The 17,930-nt window shown below is 51.3% G+C and carries 17 protein-coding genes; 3 read left to right on the top strand and 14 right to left on the bottom strand.

Translation table 11 applies throughout. From position 1 onward, the window contains the following. Positions 1–22: 22 nt before the first annotated feature. From FW415_RS04860 to FW415_RS04885, 6 genes are all read right to left on the bottom strand, one after another. Positions 23–562 (bottom strand): hypothetical protein, encoded by a 540-nt coding sequence (locus tag FW415_RS04860; protein ID WP_148383165.1) that lies wholly within the window; start codon positions 560–562, stop codon positions 23–25. Between the two features lie 6 nt (positions 563–568). After that, positions 569–1,090, bottom strand: coding sequence for a glutathione peroxidase (locus tag FW415_RS04865; protein ID WP_148383166.1), 522 nt, complete (start codon positions 1,088–1,090; stop codon positions 569–571). A gap of 67 nt (positions 1,091–1,157) precedes the next feature. Further along, positions 1,158–1,784, bottom strand: coding sequence for a recombination mediator RecR (gene recR, locus FW415_RS04870; protein ID WP_148383167.1), 627 nt, complete (start codon positions 1,782–1,784; stop codon positions 1,158–1,160). 19 nt (positions 1,785–1,803) lie between these two features. Then, positions 1,804–3,192 (bottom strand): Ig-like domain-containing protein, encoded by a 1,389-nt coding sequence (locus FW415_RS04875; RefSeq protein ID WP_168208668.1) that lies wholly within the window; start codon positions 3,190–3,192, stop codon positions 1,804–1,806. Between the two features lie 117 nt (positions 3,193–3,309). Further along, positions 3,310–6,477 (bottom strand): ATP-dependent DNA helicase, encoded by a 3,168-nt coding sequence (locus FW415_RS04880; protein ID WP_148383169.1) that lies wholly within the window; start codon positions 6,475–6,477, stop codon positions 3,310–3,312. Between the two features lie 3 nt (positions 6,478–6,480). Further along, on the bottom strand, positions 6,481–7,593 hold the full coding sequence (locus FW415_RS04885) for a DUF3298 and DUF4163 domain-containing protein (RefSeq protein WP_168208669.1): 1,113 nt from the start codon (positions 7,591–7,593) through the stop codon (positions 6,481–6,483). A gap of 97 nt (positions 7,594–7,690) precedes the next feature. Between FW415_RS04885 and pdxH the strand changes: the two genes are divergently transcribed. Continuing rightward, positions 7,691–8,338: a pyridoxamine 5'-phosphate oxidase gene (gene pdxH / locus FW415_RS04890; RefSeq protein WP_148383171.1), complete on the top strand. Its 648-nt coding sequence runs from the start codon at positions 7,691–7,693 to the stop codon at positions 8,336–8,338. A 123-nt stretch (positions 8,339–8,461) separates the two neighbouring features. Here the strand turns inward: pdxH and FW415_RS25515 are convergent, their stop codons facing one another. The 5 genes from FW415_RS25515 to FW415_RS04915 form a co-directional block, all read right to left on the bottom strand. Further along, positions 8,462–8,578 (bottom strand): 30S ribosomal protein THX, encoded by a 117-nt coding sequence (locus FW415_RS25515; protein WP_148383172.1) that lies wholly within the window; start codon positions 8,576–8,578, stop codon positions 8,462–8,464. A 102-nt stretch (positions 8,579–8,680) separates the two neighbouring features. Further along, positions 8,681–8,950: an HU family DNA-binding protein gene (locus FW415_RS04900; RefSeq protein WP_074241463.1), complete on the bottom strand. Its 270-nt coding sequence runs from the start codon at positions 8,948–8,950 to the stop codon at positions 8,681–8,683. Positions 8,951–9,246: 296 nt separating this feature from the next. Continuing rightward, positions 9,247–9,549 carry a DUF4286 family protein gene (locus tag FW415_RS04905; RefSeq protein ID WP_148383173.1) on the bottom strand — a complete coding sequence of 101 codons (303 nt, stop codon included), beginning with the start codon at positions 9,547–9,549 and terminating at the stop codon, positions 9,247–9,249. Between the two features lie 2 nt (positions 9,550–9,551). Further along, positions 9,552–10,316 carry an exodeoxyribonuclease III gene (locus FW415_RS04910; protein ID WP_148383174.1) on the bottom strand — a complete coding sequence of 255 codons (765 nt, stop codon included), beginning with the start codon at positions 10,314–10,316 and terminating at the stop codon, positions 9,552–9,554. Positions 10,317–10,761: 445 nt separating this feature from the next. Then, the gene (locus FW415_RS04915) at positions 10,762–11,040 is read right to left on the bottom strand and encodes a hypothetical protein (protein WP_148383175.1); all 279 of its coding nucleotides are present in this window, start codon (positions 11,038–11,040) and stop codon (positions 10,762–10,764) included. A 413-nt stretch (positions 11,041–11,453) separates the two neighbouring features. Between FW415_RS04915 and FW415_RS04920 the strand changes: the two genes are divergently transcribed. Both FW415_RS04920 and FW415_RS04925 read left to right on the top strand, forming a co-directional pair. Next, positions 11,454–13,310, top strand: coding sequence for a sensor histidine kinase KdpD (locus tag FW415_RS04920; protein ID WP_168208670.1), 1,857 nt, complete (start codon positions 11,454–11,456; stop codon positions 13,308–13,310). 916 nt (positions 13,311–14,226) lie between these two features. Then, positions 14,227–14,733, top strand: coding sequence for a hypothetical protein (locus tag FW415_RS04925; RefSeq protein ID WP_148383177.1), 507 nt, complete (start codon positions 14,227–14,229; stop codon positions 14,731–14,733). A gap of 341 nt (positions 14,734–15,074) precedes the next feature. On the opposite strand, the gene pyrH is transcribed toward FW415_RS04925, so the two are convergent. The 3 genes from pyrH to rpsB all read right to left on the bottom strand — a co-directional run bounded on the left by pyrH (position 15,075) and on the right by rpsB (position 17,930). After that, a complete protein-coding gene (gene pyrH / locus FW415_RS04930; protein ID WP_148383178.1) occupies positions 15,075–15,788 on the bottom strand; it encodes a UMP kinase in 714 nt (237 codons plus the stop codon). A gap of 208 nt (positions 15,789–15,996) precedes the next feature. Further along, positions 15,997–16,821, bottom strand: coding sequence for a translation elongation factor Ts (tsf, locus tag FW415_RS04935; RefSeq protein WP_148383179.1), 825 nt, complete (start codon positions 16,819–16,821; stop codon positions 15,997–15,999). A gap of 125 nt (positions 16,822–16,946) precedes the next feature. Continuing rightward, entirely contained in the window at positions 16,947–17,930 is a 984-nt protein-coding gene (rpsB, locus tag FW415_RS04940) for a 30S ribosomal protein S2 (RefSeq protein WP_148383180.1), read from the bottom strand.

The following is a 17,930-nucleotide window of genomic DNA, read 5'->3' on the forward strand; positions in this document are numbered from 1 at the left end:
CGGGAATAATACCGGCGCCCGCCTAGTGAATGGACAGGAAACAGACTTCAGAGAAAGTGCCGGTGGCGGTGATGACCGGTGCGGTGGTCCGGAAGAAATAGTTACCGGTTACGGTACGTCTTTCCGGGTTTACAGCCGTGATATGGATGGATGCGGTATCTGTTGTATGGAAGCTGTATTGCTGCCCTCTTCTGACGCCGATCAGTACGCGTCCTGTGGTGTCGCTTCCTGCTGTTCGGGAATAGGTATATGTCCTGGTGCCGATGGAGTCCTGCCGCAACTGGTCGTTCGTGAAATAGCCGACATCGGCCACATTCAGCACTACTTTAACGGTATCGATATATGCTTCCACACTCAGCAGCTTGAACCTGCCTGTGTTCCCGGAAGGGCGCAGCAGTGTGGAGCTGAGTATTTTCAAAGGATACAGGTTGCCGCTGTAGTGAATGTCTGCAATGGCGTTTTCACAGTTTTGCAGCGAAGGATCATCGGATTTCGAACACGTGGTAAAAAACAGGACAGCACAGCCCATGGCTGTGAGAGAAAGCAGTAGGCGTTTGGTCATGTATGCTTATTTTTCGATCGCGGCAATTATTTCCGGCGCGTCCGGCTGTGTCCTGGGTTTGAAAACAGCGATCAACTCGCCTTTTTCATCCAGGAGGTATTTCTGAAAATTCCAGGTCACTTCTTCCGGGTCCAGCTGTTTTTTCCGGCTTTCTTCCTGCAGCCATTTATACAGCGGATGGATGTCAGCGCCTCTTACGGAGACTTTAGCGGCCATCGGGAAAGTGACAGCATATTCTTTTGTGCAGAATGCCTTGATCTCCTGGTTGGAGCCCGGTTCCTGGCCACCGAAGTTGTTGGCCGGGAATCCTACGATCACCAGTTTGTTCTTGTATTTTTTATGCAGTTTTTCAAGCTCCGCATATTGCGGGGTGTTGCCACACATGGAAGCGGTGTTGACGATAAGGATCTTTTTGCCTTTAAACCCGGAGAAATCTATTTTTCCGCCGTCAAGTGATTCAACTTTGAAGTCATAGACATTGCCGAAAGCAAATGAAAAAAATGCGGAGAGCAGCATTAACTTGATCATGGCACGGATGATTTTTAACGTTGTGTTTCATAAAGTTAAGCATCCTTGCGCTAAAATCCATGTTATTCTAACGTGAACCCTGTTGCAGGTAATTTTCGAGCGGGAGGCGGTTGGTCAGGGAGCGGGCCAGCGTCATTTCATCGGCATATTCCAGTTCCCCGCCGAAAGCAATGCCCCGGGCGATGGTGGTGATCTTTACCGGCCATTCCTTCAGTTTTTTGGAGAGGTAATATATGGTGGTATCTCCTTCGATGGTGGGGCTCAGGGCCATGATGACCTCTTCCACGCCCTGCTGCTGCACCCTTTCAATCAGTGTATGGATGTTCAGCTGTTCCGGGCCGATGCCGTCGATCGGGGAGATGATGCCGCCCAAAACATGATACACACCGTTGAACTGCTGTGTATTCTCTATGGCGATCACATCCCGGATGCTTTCCACCACGCACACCACATTGGAATGCCGGGCGGTATTGGCGCAGATGCTGCAGGTGTCGTCATCGGACACATTATGGCAGTATTTGCAGAATTTGATCTGCCTGCGCATGCGGGCCACTGTTTCGGAGAACAGCTCTACCTGGGCGGTATCCTGCTTGAGCAGATGCAGCACCAGCCGGAGGGCCGTTTTCTTGCCCACGCCCGGCAGCCGGGCAAATTCATTAACAGCATTTTCTATCAGTGCGGAGGAAAAGATCATGTCACAAAGTTACAGATAACTACAGATTCACGTTAACGGGCACCGTCCAGTTCTTTTTGATGTTGATCTTGTCGTGGATGGGGAATACCTTTTCGGGCTGTTTGCGCGGCATGCGGTAATATCCTCCGGTATCCCATATCCCGTTGCCGTCCAGGTCCACCAGCACACGGATCTCGTATTCGCCGGGTTGTATAAGCCCCCGTTCCCATGCGCCGTTGACGATCACCCCGGAGTATTTGATCTCTTTATTGGCGACCATCTGTATCACGAAGCGGTAGCTGGTGTCCGCCGGGAGTTCGTTCCTGGCGCTGTCCCCGATGGAAAGCTTTACTTTCACGATGCCGTAGTCATCCAGACCTTTGGCGGAAAAGTCCGTTGTATCCGCCTTGTTCGTCTGGCCGGTGGTGTCTGTGGCGAGGCCTTCCGGGAGGATGAGGCGGTAGGGCTTGGAGGGTTTCCAGTTGTACAGGAGCCGGAAACTCTTGCCGAGCGTGTCTGCACGGTGGAAAGTAAAGGCCACGGGCACAAAAGTGGTGTCTTCCAGCAGGAGTATGCGGGAGGAGTCTATGGTTGCCAGGGGAAGGCTGGCTTGCAGGGGAAGCGAGTCTCCCAGTTCCTGCTTGCCGCTGCTAAGCCCCGCGCTGAGGGTCAGCTTTGGTTTTTTTGCCTGTTTTTTGTTATCGGCCGGCTCGGGCTCCGGTTCGGGCTCATCTTCCGGGAACAGCACAGTGTCTCTTTCCTTGAACAGCGCCAGGTTGATGCCATCGATGTTTTTGTCGAGATGCACGAGGCTGTCCGCGAAAGCGATCAGTTCCGTGGGTTGTGTATATTGAAAATCACGGTCTTCTTCCTTAAGCGCAAAAATGCGGTAGGTGCCGGGTTTCAGGTTCTTGAAGCGGTATCCGCCATTTCCCTTGGTCCTTGCCACGTACAGCGGTTTTTCCTTCGATACGGCAGAGTCTTCCAGGTTGGCGTATAACATTACGGACACATTACTGTCCGGCAGGCCCGTTTCCGCGGTGATCAGCTTGCCGGTGAGCTGCAGGGAATCCAGGTAGGTACCGGTGGATACCACATATTGGAAATCCTCGATAGGGTTCCGTTCATTCACGTCCTTGACGGCGTCGCCGAAGTTGAAAGTGTAGGTGGTATTGGGTTGCAGGGAATCCTTGATCTGCATGGTAATGATGCGCAGCTTGGCGGTAATGGTGGGTGTGCGCTTGAGCGTTGGCGAAATGATCAGCTTGTCGATCACGTTATCCAGCTCCACATATTCGTTGAACCGGAAGGTCACCAGTTTGCTGTTGAAGTTCAGCGTGGAGTCCCGCGGAGAGATGCCCAGCAGCTGCGGAGGGAGGGTATCCCTGGGGCCGCCGCCCGGCGGCACGATGTTGGCACATCTTGTCAAGCTGCTGCTAATAGCCAGTAGTACGATCAGTGAGCAAATCCAGCCCGGGAAGTTCCGATTCATTTTTTCCTAACCTGTATATTTGATTTGATGTGCAAACTTACTGTTTGTTGCCGATTATTCTTCTTCCTCCTCTTCCACCAGTGAATGCAGCGCTACCTGCAGCCGGTTGTCCTTCACGAAATTGCACCAGCGGCAATCCTCTTTTCCGCAGCCGGTATAGAAATCCTTGTTCTGGATCTTCGCCCAGGTATCAGTGATCTGCTGTGTAACAGTGGTCGTATCTTCCGCGGTGATGGTGATCTTTTCCCGGAAATACTCCTTTTGCCTGTTCGGCTCAATGAAATCAAATTCCGTGCTAACAACCTGCCAGTCCTTCTGTTTATAATTATCTAACAAAATTTTATAAAATACTCCCTGCCGCCAGTAGTCGCCACCATCCGGATTGCGTTCATTCGGGCGGTCAAACTTCCGGAGGTCTTTCTTCGCTTTCTCGAAATCCCCCGTTTTGTAATCCACCACATTCACTTCCTTGCCGTTGAATTCCAGCTTGTCGATCTTTCCTTTTACCGGAACGCCGTTCACCACAACGTTGCGGATATTGCGCTCGATGCTGACCACGGTGTTCCAGGTGTGGACGTACTTATCGTAATATTCCGTGAGAATGTCCCGCCCGTATTCCATCCTTCGTTCAAACGCTTCCCGGGTAAAGCATTCCCGGTTGCGCCGCATGCTGTAGGAGAAATCGCGGATGAATTCTTCCACCGGCGGGAAGATGCTGTTGTTGTTCTGCATTTTCTGGAACAGCTTTTCCAGCGCATAATGCACTGCGGAACCGAATTCCGTGCTCTCGGAGCGGCCAACGGGCACGCGAACGAGGTTCTGGTAAAAAAAGGCGAGCGGACAGCGCAGGTAGTTGTTCAACGCGGTAACATTCATCACAAACCCGCTCAGCAGGGTATCTATGAACAACTGGTCCACTTTCTCTATCTCCGGTGCGGATTCTTTCCCGTATTGCAGCAGCTCGAACTGGAAAAGCGTTTCCTCAGGCAGCTCGATCTTTTGCTCGGGCAGGATGTGCGATTGCAGTATCTCGGAGATGAACATGCTCGGCTCCAGCGGTTTGCCGTCCTGCCGGAACTCCGGATAGCTGATGTATAAATATTTTTCCGCCCTTGTCATGGCCACATAGAAAAGACGGCGAAGCTCCTGTTCATCGGTGGAGGTAGCTTCCGTGGAAAACACGGTATCAGGCAGGGTGAATCCGGAGGCGCTGCGCTTTTTCTTTTCCCAGAGGTGGGAATTGGTGCCGGCCATGAACACATATTCAAATTCCAGCCCTTTGGCGCCGTGCGCGGTGAGCAGGTTCACGCCTTTTTCATTACCGGATACCTGTACCAGCGGGATGGGCAGTTTATTGCTTTCCATGAGGGCGACGGTTTCCATCATGGACACGATATTCATATCCGGGTTGCGGCGGGTTTCTTCTTTTACAAAATCAAACAACGCCTGCAATATCTTCATCAGCCAGATCTTTTCCGGCGATGCCATTACGTAGGACAAGATGCCGCCTTCACTGATGACCTGCGCAAAAAGCTGCTGCAGGGTTACGTTATAGGCATCCCCGATCCACTTCTCCAGCAGGTTGCCCAGGCGCATGGCTTCCTCATGCGGGGCGAGAGAGAACAGCGTAGGGTTGCGGGTCTTGTTCCACTCCTGCAGGTATTTCCGGATGGATGTTTTTTCTTTTTCGCTGTAGCCTTTTTCCGCCACTTCTATACTGATCCGCGCGGCTTCGATCGGCGGCACGCGGTAAAAGTCGTAGTGCATGATCTCGAAAAGCAGGTCGTCCCCGCTATAGGGCGTTTCCAGCTCGCTGGCAATGTAACGCAGGATGTGGATCACTTTCCGCGAGAAGGGCTGTTCGAACAGGTTGATGCTGCGTTTGGAATAAAAAGGCAGTTGCTTCAGGCGGAAATATAATGCCAGCTCTTCTCCGTATTTGTTTTCCTTGTAGATGATGGCGATCTTGCCTGGTTGTACCCCCGTTTGCAACAGTTGCTCCACTTCCAGCGTGATGGCGGCCATCTCGTCGCGGGGAGTGTTGTACCGGCGGATGACGGGCGGAATGTCCAGCCCCTGCAACTTTTCATTGGAGGCCACCAGTTGCTTGCTGAGGCCGGGGAGCTGGTCTACCAGCCGGGAGCCTTTGTTGTTGCTGATGAGCGCCATGGATACGTCCAGTACTTGCTGCACGGAGCGGTAGTTCTGGGTGAGCACCACCGTAAGCAGGTCTTTGGCAAAACCTTCCGCAAACTGTGCCATGTTCTCGATATTCGCGCCCTGAAAGCGGTAAATGGACTGGTCATCATCGCCAACCACGAACACGTTGGGTTTTTCTTCACCACCGGTCAGCAGCGAGATAAGCTTGTTCTGCGTGCCGCTGGTATCCTGGTATTCATCTACGAGAAGGTACTGGAAGCGTTCCTTATAATCGGCCAGCAGGTTGGGATATTGTTCAAAAGCCCGGATCACCCAGTTGATCATGTCATCAAAGTCGTAACGGTTGGCTTTGTGCATCATCTGCTGGAAGATATCGAACTGTTCCACCGCAGCAAGCAGCCGGACCATTTTCTCTTTTTCGCCGGCCAGCTTCTCCTCTTTCAGGTCGCCTTTTTTGAAACGTCCGCTGGCCCTTTTATAGATGTAATCCTCCCGTCCCGGCAGTGACGCCACATAGGCCTCCACTTTTTCTTTGATGAATGCGGGGCTCCATCCTTCCCTTTTCATGGTGGAAAAAAGGTTGGCCAGGTTGCGCATATCAAAATACACATCCCCGCGGTAACGCTTCAGGGGATTGTCTTTCTGAAACCCGTCGATCAGTGTTTTGAGCAGCTGGATCTTTTCGAGATCGGAGATCGGGTCCAGCACGTTCTTTTCAAAGAGGGACAGGTTATCCTGGATGACTTCGTTACAAAAAGAATGGAAGGTATGGATGTTGACGCGGTAGGCATCGGGACCGATAAAATCGGTCAGCCGCTTGCGCATGGCTACCGTGCCGGCGTCCGTATAGGTGAGGCAGAGGATGTTATGCGGGAGGAAGTCCGTATCCCGCAGGATCTTGCCGATACGGGAGGCGAGGATCTGTGTTTTTCCAGTACCCGGTCCGGCAATGACCATTACCGGGCCTTCGGTATTGTCTACCGCCAGCCGCTGGCGTTCATTCAACCGGGCATAAACATCCTGGAACCTTTGGTTATATTGTTGCGGATCTCTCAGACTCATATATTATTGCAGGTAAGCTTCATTCACAATATCTTTCACATCCTCAAAGGGAACGAACAGGGTGATCTGGCCCATGACATAAGCGGCGATCTCATAGGGAGTATAGCAAAAGGTAACGCCTTTGCCGGTGATAAAAAAATTCTGATTGGGCATGATGGATGCTCCGAAGAGATACCCCTGGTTCAGCTTTTCGTTGGCCGGTACGTTATACTTTGCGCGGAAGGCCTTTTCGAGGGCGACGGACAGCACTTTTTCATACCCTGGTTTGAAGACATCGGCCGGTGCAAGCACTTTTTTCCTGGCCAGATCGATCACGGAAAATATGCTGCCGTAATTGCCATGCGCGCCGCCGGTATATTCGTAGCCCGCGGATTCCAGCACAACAAGCGGATACTGGTTCCATACTACCCGGGTACGGCTTTCGGCAGTCCAGTTCCAGGTAGCGCCCATTCCGGTTTCGAGGGCATTCGTGTCCACTTCGCCGCGCTGCTGCAGATAGTCCTTCAGAAAGCCGTTTACCGGTGCTTTTACCAGGCTGTCCGGGTTCCGTATGGATTTTCCGATGGCCTGCCGGATCACCTCCAGGCCGGCCTCATCCGTGCCGCCAACCGGCCATACGATGCTGGCGGAAGCGATGGCCATGGGAGACCCGGGATCATTATAGAAAAGAACAGCGGAATCTGAAAAGCTGAATACATCGAACAGCACGGCACCTTTCGTATCTTCCTGCAGGTCGAATTCGAACTGGCGGCTGCCCACCCAACGGCCTTTGAAATGACCGTCCGGCGTGATCTCCCCTGTGAAAACAGGGGGTGTATCGTCCATGCCGGAGTATTCCGCGAGAACGATCCTGCCGGACGAATCCTGCTGGTGATACAGGGGGATGGGATGGCCGATACTGTCATAAGCATACCATCCTTCGTACTGCTGCTCTCCTGATCTGACGAGTTGCATCGTCACAGGCTGCCCCGCGAGTGTACCTTTCAGCCTTGTATAAAAAACGGGGCGTTGTGTTGCGGCGGCAACCGTTGAATCCTGTGACGCCTGTTGCTTTGCCGGCTGCTGGCAGGCCGCCAGGCAGATGATGAAAGCAGGCAGGCAGCGCTGTATTTTCATGAATACCATTTTAAAAACTGATGTAAATTACCACTTCTACAAATACTGGTCAGCATCTGTGGAGAGATAAGCATTAATTTTGCCAAAAAGTTCACCGATGATCAATCAAAAGATAGCAGCATTGCGGCAGGATTACAAAAGAGCAACACTTGACGAGCAGGATGCGGCGCCGGTGCCGGTGGCTCAGTTTGAGCGCTGGTGGCAGGAGGTGATACAGAGCGAGCTGGAGGAGCCGAATGCCATGACATTGGCTACCAGCACCGCGGATGGCCGGCCTTCAGCGCGGATCGTGCTGTTGAAGAGTTTCGATGAGCAGGGTTTTCTTTTCTTTACGAATTACGACAGCCGGAAGGGGCATGAGCTGGCGGAGAACCCCAGGGCAACCCTGCTGTTTTTCTGGAAAGAGCTGGAGCGCCAGGTACGTATAGAGGGCACCGTTACAAAAGCGGGTGCCGCGGTGAGTGATGCATATTTCCTGTCTCGCCCCATGGGCAGCCGGATAGGTGCGATAGCCTCGCCACAGAGCCAGGTGATTCCCGGGCGGGATTTTCTGGAGAACAGGGTGTTGGAACTGGAGAGGGAGCTTGCACAGACCGGGCCGGGGCGTCCGGAACATTGGGGGGGATATGTGGTGAAACCTGAGGTGGTGGAGTTTTGGCAGGGGCGTAGCAGCAGGCTGCACGACCGTCTGCGGTATGTTTTGCAGGAAGGGAATAGCTGGAAAATAGAGCGCCTGGCGCCTTGAGGGGCCATATCGGCGGAATAAAAAGGCTGTATCAAAGATATATTGGCCGGAACGGAAGATCAGGGCATCAATGCCCCGGTGAACAGGTGCGGGTTTGTCTTTGATACAGCCAGACTATTGGTGCTAGGCTTTCTTCTCAGCTTTAGGCGCAGCAGTCTTTTTGACTTTGGCAGGACGGCTTTTGCCGAATGATCCGTTAGAGATTTTGCCTTTCTTTGTTTTGATATCTCCTCTACCCATGGTTTAAGTAATTAATGATGAATGATAGTGTTTGTGCTGCAAAAATAAAAAAAGCAAGAAACAAATAATGTTCCTTGCTTAAATAAGTTGGGTCGCCAACTCCTAGAGCTTGTCAGACAGTGCTTTACCAGCTTTGAATTTAGCAACTTTCTTAGCTTTGATCTTGATGATCTGGCCAGTCTGGGGGTTTCTACCGTTACGTGCAGCACGTTTGGAAACAGAGAAAGTACCGAAACCAACCAAAGTTACTTTACCACCTTTTTTCAGGGTATCAGCAACAGCTTTAGTGAAAGAATCCAAAGCATCGTTAGCTTGTGTTTTAGTAACGCCAGCATCTTTGGCGAGTTTGTCGATCAATTCGGCTTTGTTCATAGTTAGTTAAGATTTAACTAGTGAGAAAATGTTTGATGTGAGCAAATATAAAGCGTTTTACGAGATTGCCAAATTTTTAAAATATTTTTTTAAGCGCTGAAAAACCCTACAGGTAACGGTTAGAGCAGATTGGCTCTTTCAGGCTGCTAAACGAAAAGGGAATAACCGGTACTTCAATCCCTTTACTGCATTGAGTTTTAATGATTCCTGCTATAAAACGTCCTTATTCTTCAACTATTGTACCAAAGCCTGAACCCCTTGAAAATAGTGAATTTCCTGTGGATAAGTTTGCGCTGTCAGACCACCTGCATAACGGTCCGGAACGCTACAAACTGGTCTCCGAAGGCATCGAAGCTCTTCTGGCGCAGCAGGCCCGCATGCTCCTGGAGATAGGTATGATAGTTCTCCAGGGTATCGGTGAAATACTGCACGGCATAGGTGGGGCCATCGGAATCGTCCTGATCCAGCAGCCTGCATATCCGGTAATCGTGGAAAAGGCCGGTGGCGATGATCTCCGGGATATGCTCCTTTTTCATCCATTCCAGCCAGCTTTCATGGATCATTGGCGATACCTTGGTCGTTACATTATATATAAGCATGCTTATGGTTTCAATTGAAGGTAAACGGGACAGTGGTCGGAATGCTTGACGTCCTGCCAGATACTGGCATCGGCAAGGCGGTCCTGCAACGGCGAGGTTACATTGATATAATCGATGCGCCAGCCTTTGTTGTTGTTCCGGGCATTGGCGCGGAAACTCCACCAGCTGTATTGATGCGGTTCGGGATGAAAATGCCGGAAGGTATCCACAAAGCCGTTATCGAACAGTTTGCTCATCCATGCCCTTTCTTCCGGCAGGAACCCGGAGGAGTCCTTGTTGCTGACGGGGTTGTGTATATCGATCGGCTTATGGGCGATATTATAGTCACCCACCACAACGAGGTTCGGGCGTTCTTTCCGGAGCTGGTCAAGGTATCCGTAGAACTCATCCAGCCATTGATATTTATAGGTCTGTCTTTCTTCCCCGGTAGTGCCGGAAGGGAAATAGGCATTAATGAGGGTGATGTCCCCGAAATCGGCCCGTAAAACCCTTCCTTCGGCATCGCTTTGCATGTAGCCGTTACCGTATTGGACGTTATCGGGTTTTATTTTGGTCAGGATGGCAACCCCGCTATATCCTTTTTTCTGGGCGGGGTACCAGAAATCCTCATACCCCAGCGTTTCAAACTGGAGATAGTCCACATTCTCGCGGTGTGCTTTTACTTCCTGAAGGCAGATGATGTCTGCCGGATCGGTTTTTAGCCATTCGCAGAAGCCCTTGGTCATAGCGGAGCGCAGTCCGTTTACATTATAGGTAACGATTCGCATGGGAGTATAGTTTATGACAAAAATAAGGATTCAAATGGCGGAATGAAAAAAGGTTGCCTGGTTTGATGCGGCAACCTTCAGGTGTATTTGGTATAATAGATCAGGAGAGTTCGTTATATGGCAGAGAGGAGGACCGGTCAGAGGCTTGCGATTTGATGGGTATGTCGGGATCGGGGCGGCCTTCGGTTGCTGGGTACAGGATGAAAGAAGCGTCGTTATGTAATATGGGTCTGTATCATGCAAAGCGGCTGCATCTGTCTCCGGGTCTGTGTATCATGCAAAGCGGCTGCATCCACCATCCGGGTCTGTTGTATATGCAAAGCGGCAGCATCTACCATCCGGGTCTGCGTATCATGCAAAGTGGCTGCATCTACCTCCGGGTCTGCGTATCATGCAAAGAGGCTGCATCTACTATGGATACAGCCTCTTTTGCTTAATGAATTGATTACAGGCGGAGCAGACCACCTCCCAAACCGCCGAGCAGGCTGTTCAGCAGGTTGGTAACCGGTGCCAGTAAATCTCCGAGACCGCCGAGGCCGGGCAGGGACCCACCGCCGCCGCCGGGTAAACCGGAGGTCAGGCCGCTGGTATCCAGCTGTGCGCCTACAGTGATTTTTCCATCCACATTAGTGATGCTCAGGGCGAGAAATCCGCCATTAACGTCTTTTGCATTGGTTGCGTCCAGTTCCTGGCAACCATAGTTGTGAGCTTGCAAGCTTTCCATATGATAGGATTTTTGGTTAAAAACAGCGTTATAACATGGGAACCGGTATTTTCTTTTCAGGAAAACAAACCAGGCGCTGGTCACGCCGGGTATGGGGACAACCATGATCATTTTCTATGACGGAACTAAATTAAGCCACCGGAAGCGTTCCTGCGCTGTTCATTTTGTTCATTTTTAAGTGATTGGCCTCAACGTGTTCATTCTTATAAAAAGCTGTAATTTGCAAATGCTTAACAAAATATTTCACAAATAGCCATGATATTGAGTTGTATAAAGCTGTTCCCTGGCCTACTGTTACTGCACAGCGTTGTTATGGCGAACTTTAAGCCCCAGGCAGTTTCCGGGTTGATATTAACGTTTACTGAGCCTTGTATATTGATATGGTAAAGATCCTCTACTGCCTGATGCTCTGTATGCCAACCGCACTCTTCGCTCAGAAGCAGGCCATCAGCCAGTTAAAAACAGGATTGCCGCTACATGGGGGGGACAGCCTTCAATATGCCGATGCACTCAACCGTCTTGGCCTTCTTTACCTCTTCCGGCAGCTGGACAGCAGCTATTATTACGCCAGGGAAGGGTATGCGCTTTCTCACCGGCTTCGCTACAACAAGGGAATTGCCGATGCCGGGATAAATCTTGGCTCCTGTTTTACCCTCTTTCACAACAACAGACTGGCCACCCGGTTCTACCAGGATGGCCTGCAGCGTTACCGGCAGCTGGGGGATTCTGCCGGTATCTGCAAGGCGTTGTTTTGTATCGGTATCCTTTATCAGCAGGATAACCGGCAGAACATGGCAGCGTCTTATATAAATGATGCGATGGCCATTGGCAGCCGGCTGCTCCACGACTCTGCCTGGGCGCCCGTGCTGACCGGTTATTATATGGTGTTTGCGGGGGACAGCTCCCGCCAGGATTCTGCACGACTGGCCCTCCGGAAATCGCGGGAGATCGCCGGAATGTATGGCGACAGGCAGACGATCATCAGTACAGACCTCTGTTTTGCCCGGGAGCAGATGCGTGCCGGAAAGCCGGGGACTGCTGTGCAAGATCTCACAGTGCTTGCGGCTGACGCAGCAGAAGGGGGATTTTTATATCTCGCCGCCTCCGCTTATGGGCAGCTGGATGAGTATGCGGCGATTTATCATCTGCCTGATACCATTCAATACCGCCGGAAAATGATGCAGGCCGCCATGGATGGCGGATATAGACAACTGCTCATCCGGCCGGCCGCGGCACTTTACCGGTATTACAAACAACAGGGCCCCGCCGCTGCCTTGCCATATGCGGATGTGCTGGAAAGGATATCGGAAGACCGCGAAGGCATAACCCGGCAGGAAGGCGGGAGTTATCTCGAGGTGCTTCTTCAGGAAGAGGAGCGCAGGACACAGCGGCTCAGCAATGCGCTGCAGCAGCAGAACCTGGTCCTGGAGTCCCTGGAATCGAGGAACAGGAACCTGCTGATCTCTTTTTTTGTGGTCTGCGGCCTTCTGCTGACCGGCCTCATTATTATGAATTTCCGGTTAGTCCATTTCACCCGCCGGAGCACAAACCGCCAGGAGCAGCTCAACCGTGCGCTCAATGAAAAGAACCGGCATCTCCAGCATCATGACGATTTCAAGAACAAACTGCTGAGCATTCTGGCGCATGATTTCCGTTTACCGCTCGGGCATATCATCAATGCATCCCAGTTATTCGCCCGGGAAGACATCCGGAATGAGGAGATGCGGGAGATATCATCCTCCATCGCGTCGATGGCAACCGAGACGCTGCACCTCTTCGAGAGTGTGCTCAGGTGGGTGAAGTCGCAGCTGGCCGGCTTCGAGTACGAGCCGAAGCCCTATCTGCTGCATGAGTTGTGGAGGGAAGTGCAGGAACCGATGGCCGGGGATATCCAGGCCAGGGCGCTTCAGCTTGCGCTGAATATTCCGGGGGAGCTTGTGGTGCAGGCTGACAGGGAGATGCTGCAATTCGTGAACCGGAACCTGCTGCATAACGCGGTGAAGTTTTCGCCGGATGGAGGAAATATAACGATCGACGCCCGACCGGAGGACGACCGTGTAATCATTACCGTTACAAATGAAGGAGGGATCGCTGCGGCGGACATTCCCTTTGTTTTTGATTACAAGATCGCGGGTAGATATGCCCGGGAAACCGGTCGTGGTGCGGGAATTGCCCTGATCATCTGTAAGGATTTTGTGGAAAGGATGGGCGGAACGATATCCGTGCGGAGCGATGGCCGGAGTTTCACTGCTTTTGAATATGTGATCTGAATTTATGGTGTTAACACCTGTAGTTGAATTGAATAAAATGAACAGCCTTTTTATCATCCCGGCTCATTAAATTGCACTCGTTAATTTATTTGTTTAACCCGTAACAAGAACCCGTTACCATGAAAAACACCAAAACAAATTCTTTTTCGAACGGCCGTATTCAGGCATCATTTTTCGGCAGGGCCGTGTCTCCTGACCGCTCACCTGAAAGAGGGCTAAGCAGGATATTGATGCAGTTGTCAACTTCCTTTCTTCCTCCTCGTCATGCCGGGGATATTGCTGCCCGGGAGCAGCCGGAACGTTGCGGCCAAAAGCAGGAATAATTCAGTTATCCCTGGTAGTGAACACCAGCCATTTTTTGGACCGGGATCAATTGCTCTGCTGTTATCTCTTCCCTCCACCCGGAGAAGTATTCATTGGCAACCGACACTCCACTTCTGGCGATGTGCCGGGCATGGGTTGACTTGAGGAGTATCGCCTGGTCAATATGCAGAAGGATAGCGGGCGGAACAGAAACTGTATGAACTATGTACAGCGGGATGCCGTTTGGTCTACGTTTGATCCGCGTTTGATCCACACGCATCGGTATCCCGAAGTTTGTCTGCTCACGATATACGATGCATGGCGGCCTCGTGACGCTTCCCCGGAAAGCCCAGGGGGGAAGAGTTCCCGGTTTTTATATCCGATAGCAAAATGACTGCCTGAAGGCTTGCTGATGTTGGATGGTTGGCCTGTGGGCTGAACCGAGCGCTGTGTCGCGTTCATTAGCGTAGATGACCTTTCCCCGGATTTAGCCCGTTATGCGATGCGCCTCCGGTAAGCCGCTACGCAGGCGCAACCATCCGCTATCAGCAGCACTTCCGGTCATCAGCCACTTTGTCTAACGGTTTATATCCTTCACCTCATTTCGGACATCATGGAATATTTTTCCGCGAGTTGCCGTCACGGGACCTTGCTGTTCCGTGATGATTATCATAAAGAGATCATGCTGAACAGCCTGGCCTTTATGGCCAGGAACGAACGTATATGGCTATACGGCTTTGTTATCCTGGAAGACGAGATACACCTGTTGTGGAAAAAACGACCCGCCTGGGAAAACAGGAACATCCGGCAGATGCTGCTGAAATTCACGGCGCAGCAGATCAAGCATCGCCTCAGGAATGCCCGCTCGGGAGAACTGGAGCAGTATCAATGTCAGCGGGCCGACCGGCAGTTCCAGTTCTGGGAACCCGCTGCCTATAGCAGCCCGGTGCCGGATGCCTGTGCCGCCACAGAGAAACTGGAGCAAATGCATGATGCCCCATTTACCGGTGGACTTTGCCACCACGGTGCGGCATATGCCTTTTCTTCCGCCAGATTTTATCACAGCGGGGAAGATCCTCACAGGATGATGACCCACTACCACCAATACTTTCCGCCATGACGTGCTGGAATTTGGGGTAAATTTTATTCAAAGTACATTTTATCTATATGGGGTTAACATATATGAAATATGCCGGGGGATTCCTCTCCTGGTACTACTCAGGTTAATGACCATATAAAATACCGGTGCGCCGGCATTTGATTTAATCACATACGTAGATGGGGCTGTTGTCAAAGGTAATGGTATCCGGCTTTTATCCGGATACCCGATGGAGAGAATTGTCGTTGCACGTCGCTCAATCCGTCAGATTACTTTTGAAACAGCCCCATATTATCAATCCGAACGGTGTTATAAATGGCAATTGCCCACCGCGCGAAAGAGGATCGTCTTTTTAAACAGGGTTATCCTTTTACCAAGGTGCCAACATTCCTGCCCATAATGACGTGCAGGAGGTTTCCCATTTTGTTCATGTCAAACACAATGATCGGCAGCTTGTTTTCCTGGCAGAGGGTGAACGCGGTCATATCCATTACGTTCAGAGATTTCTGGTACACTTCGGCGAAGGTGATCGACTCAAATTTTGTGGCTGTAGGGTCCTTCTCGGGGTCTGCGGTGTAAATACCGTCTACCCGCGTTCCTTTCAGGATCACGTCCGCCTGTATTTCGATGGCGCGAAGGGAAGCAGCGGTGTCCGTAGTGAAATAAGGATTTCCTGTTCCGGCGCCGAAGATCACCACACGCCCTTTTTCCAGGTGACGAATGGCGCGGCGGCGGATATAAGGTTCCGCGATCTGTTCCATTTTAATGGCAGATTGCAGGCGCGTGTACATCCCTGCTCTTTCCAGACCACTCTGCATAGCCATACCATTGATGACCGTAGCCAGCATGCCCATATAGTCGCCCTGCGCTCGTTCAATACCGGTTTCCGCTTCATTCATTCCCCGGTAAATATTCCCTCCGCCGATCACGATCGCTACCTGCACCCCGAGGTCGGTAACCGATTTGATATCATGCGCATACTGGGAAATTACCTTTGGATCGATTCCATAATTACTATCTCCCATCAGGGCTTCGCCACTCAGCTTGAGCAGAATTCGTTTGTACTTTGGCAACATGTCAGCTATGATTATTTAAGATCTATTTCTCGTTCTTTCCGAACATTCCCTGTCGGATGCTACCGTTGGGGTACCCGGGCGCAGCTTCCGGACCGCTCTATCCGGTATTAAATATACAAATCCATCCTCAAAAATATCCCCCGGATGTGTATATGCAAAAAAAAGGAGAGAATTTTTACATTCTCTCCTTTTATATGATCTGGTAAGATTATCCCAAAGCCACGCGTTTGAAGGAAGAAACCTTCAGTTCCGCATCTACGGATTTCAGGTGGTCTGCTACAGATTTGTTGCCGTCTTTTACGAAGGCTTGCTGCAGCAGGGTGCTTTCCTTATAGAATTTATTGATCTTGCCGGCAGCGATCTTTTCGGCCATTTCAGCGGGTTTGCCTTCTGCCTTGATCTGCTCAACAGCGATCTCTTTTTCCCTTGCGATCAACTCAGCAGGAACACCATCCGCATCTACTGCGATCGGGTTCATGGCTGCGATCTGCATAGCTACGTCTTTACCTACCTCTTCAGAAACCGGTTTGCTGAAGCCAACCAGTACGCCCATGCGGTAGTTACCGTGGATGTAGGCAGTCACAGCAGCAGCTTCGATCCTTTCGAATTTGCTCAGGGTGATCTTTTCACCGATCTTGGCCACCTGGTCGTTCACTTTATCCGCAACGGAAGCGCCATCCAGCTGGGCAGCATTCAGTTCATCCGCAGACTGGATATTATTGGCCAGTGCCAGATCAGCAATGGATTGTGCAAATTTGATGAACTCGTCATTCTTCGCCACGAAGTCGGTTTCGCAGCTCAGGAGTACGATCACGCCTGCTTTGCTGTCTGCAGTGGTCTTGGCGATCACTACGCCTTCTTTGGTTTCGCGGTCGGAACGCAGGGCAGCTACTTTTTGTCCTTTTTTGCGCAGGTAATCAACTGCTTTTTCAAAGTCACCGTCTGTTTCCACCAGCGCCTTCCTGCAATCCATCATACCAGCTCCTGTTTGCTGACGCAGTTTGTTTACATCAGCTGCTGTAATTGTTGCCATGGTATATAATTCAGTTTAGAGTTATTACTTAGTTTGAGAGGGGCCCGCCGAGGGGATGTTATAATGTGAATCGTGAACGACGGTTATCATTCACGATTCACATTATTTTCTATGTATTGTGCTGATTATCTGGAGGGGCCGGGTCTGCCTGCTCCTGAGGGACGGAATCCTCCGCCACCACCGGGGCGATTGCCACCAGGACGGCTTCCGCCTGGACGGTTACCACCGCCGCTTCTGCCGGGTCCGCCACCGCGGTTACCACCACCGGGTCCACGGTTACCGCCGGGTCCGCCGGTTCTGCCACCGGGACCACCAGGCCTGCGGCCTCTTTCGCCACGTTCATCACCGCCTTCCAGTTCAAACTTGCGCAGTTTGTTGTCTGTTTCTTCTTCCTCTACCTCGTCTGTTTTTTCAACAGCTCTTTCGGCCAGGCCTTCTGCGATAGCTGCTGTAATGTAGCTAACGATGATAGCGATGGATTTGGTAGCGTCGTCATTCGCAGGGATAGCGAAGTCAACCTTGGTAGGATCGGAGTTGGTATCCACCATACCGAATGTAGAAACGCCGAGGCGTTTGGCTTCAGCCAGTGCAATGTGCTCATGGCTGATATCTACGATGAACAGGGCAGCCGGAACACGTGCCAGTTGAGCGATACCGCCCAGCACTTTTTCCATTTTGTCCTTATCGCGGGAAAGCGTCAGACGCTCTTTCTTGGTAATGTTATCGAAAGTACCATCCGTCAGCATTTTCTCGATGCTCTGCATTTTCTTTACACTCTTCCGGATAGTTGAAAAGTTGGTCAGCATACCACCCAGCCACCTTTCGGTCACGTAGGGCATGTTAACACGTTTTGCTGCATCGGCAACGATCTCTTTCGCCTGCTTTTTGGTAGCAACGAACATGATCTTTTTGCCGCTTTTTGCGATGGATTTCAGCGCAGCTGCTGTCTCCTGCAGACCTTCAACAGTTTTGTTCAGGTCGATGATATGAATACCTTTCTTTTCTGCGAAAATATAAGGCAGCATCTTCGGGTTCCACTTTTTCTTCAGGTGACCGAAGTGTACACCGGCTTCCAGTAACTGCTGCTGTAATGAAGTATTATTTTCCAT

The organism is Chitinophaga sp. XS-30, assembly GCF_008086345.1.
Lineage (GTDB): Bacteria > Bacteroidota > Bacteroidia > Chitinophagales > Chitinophagaceae > Chitinophaga.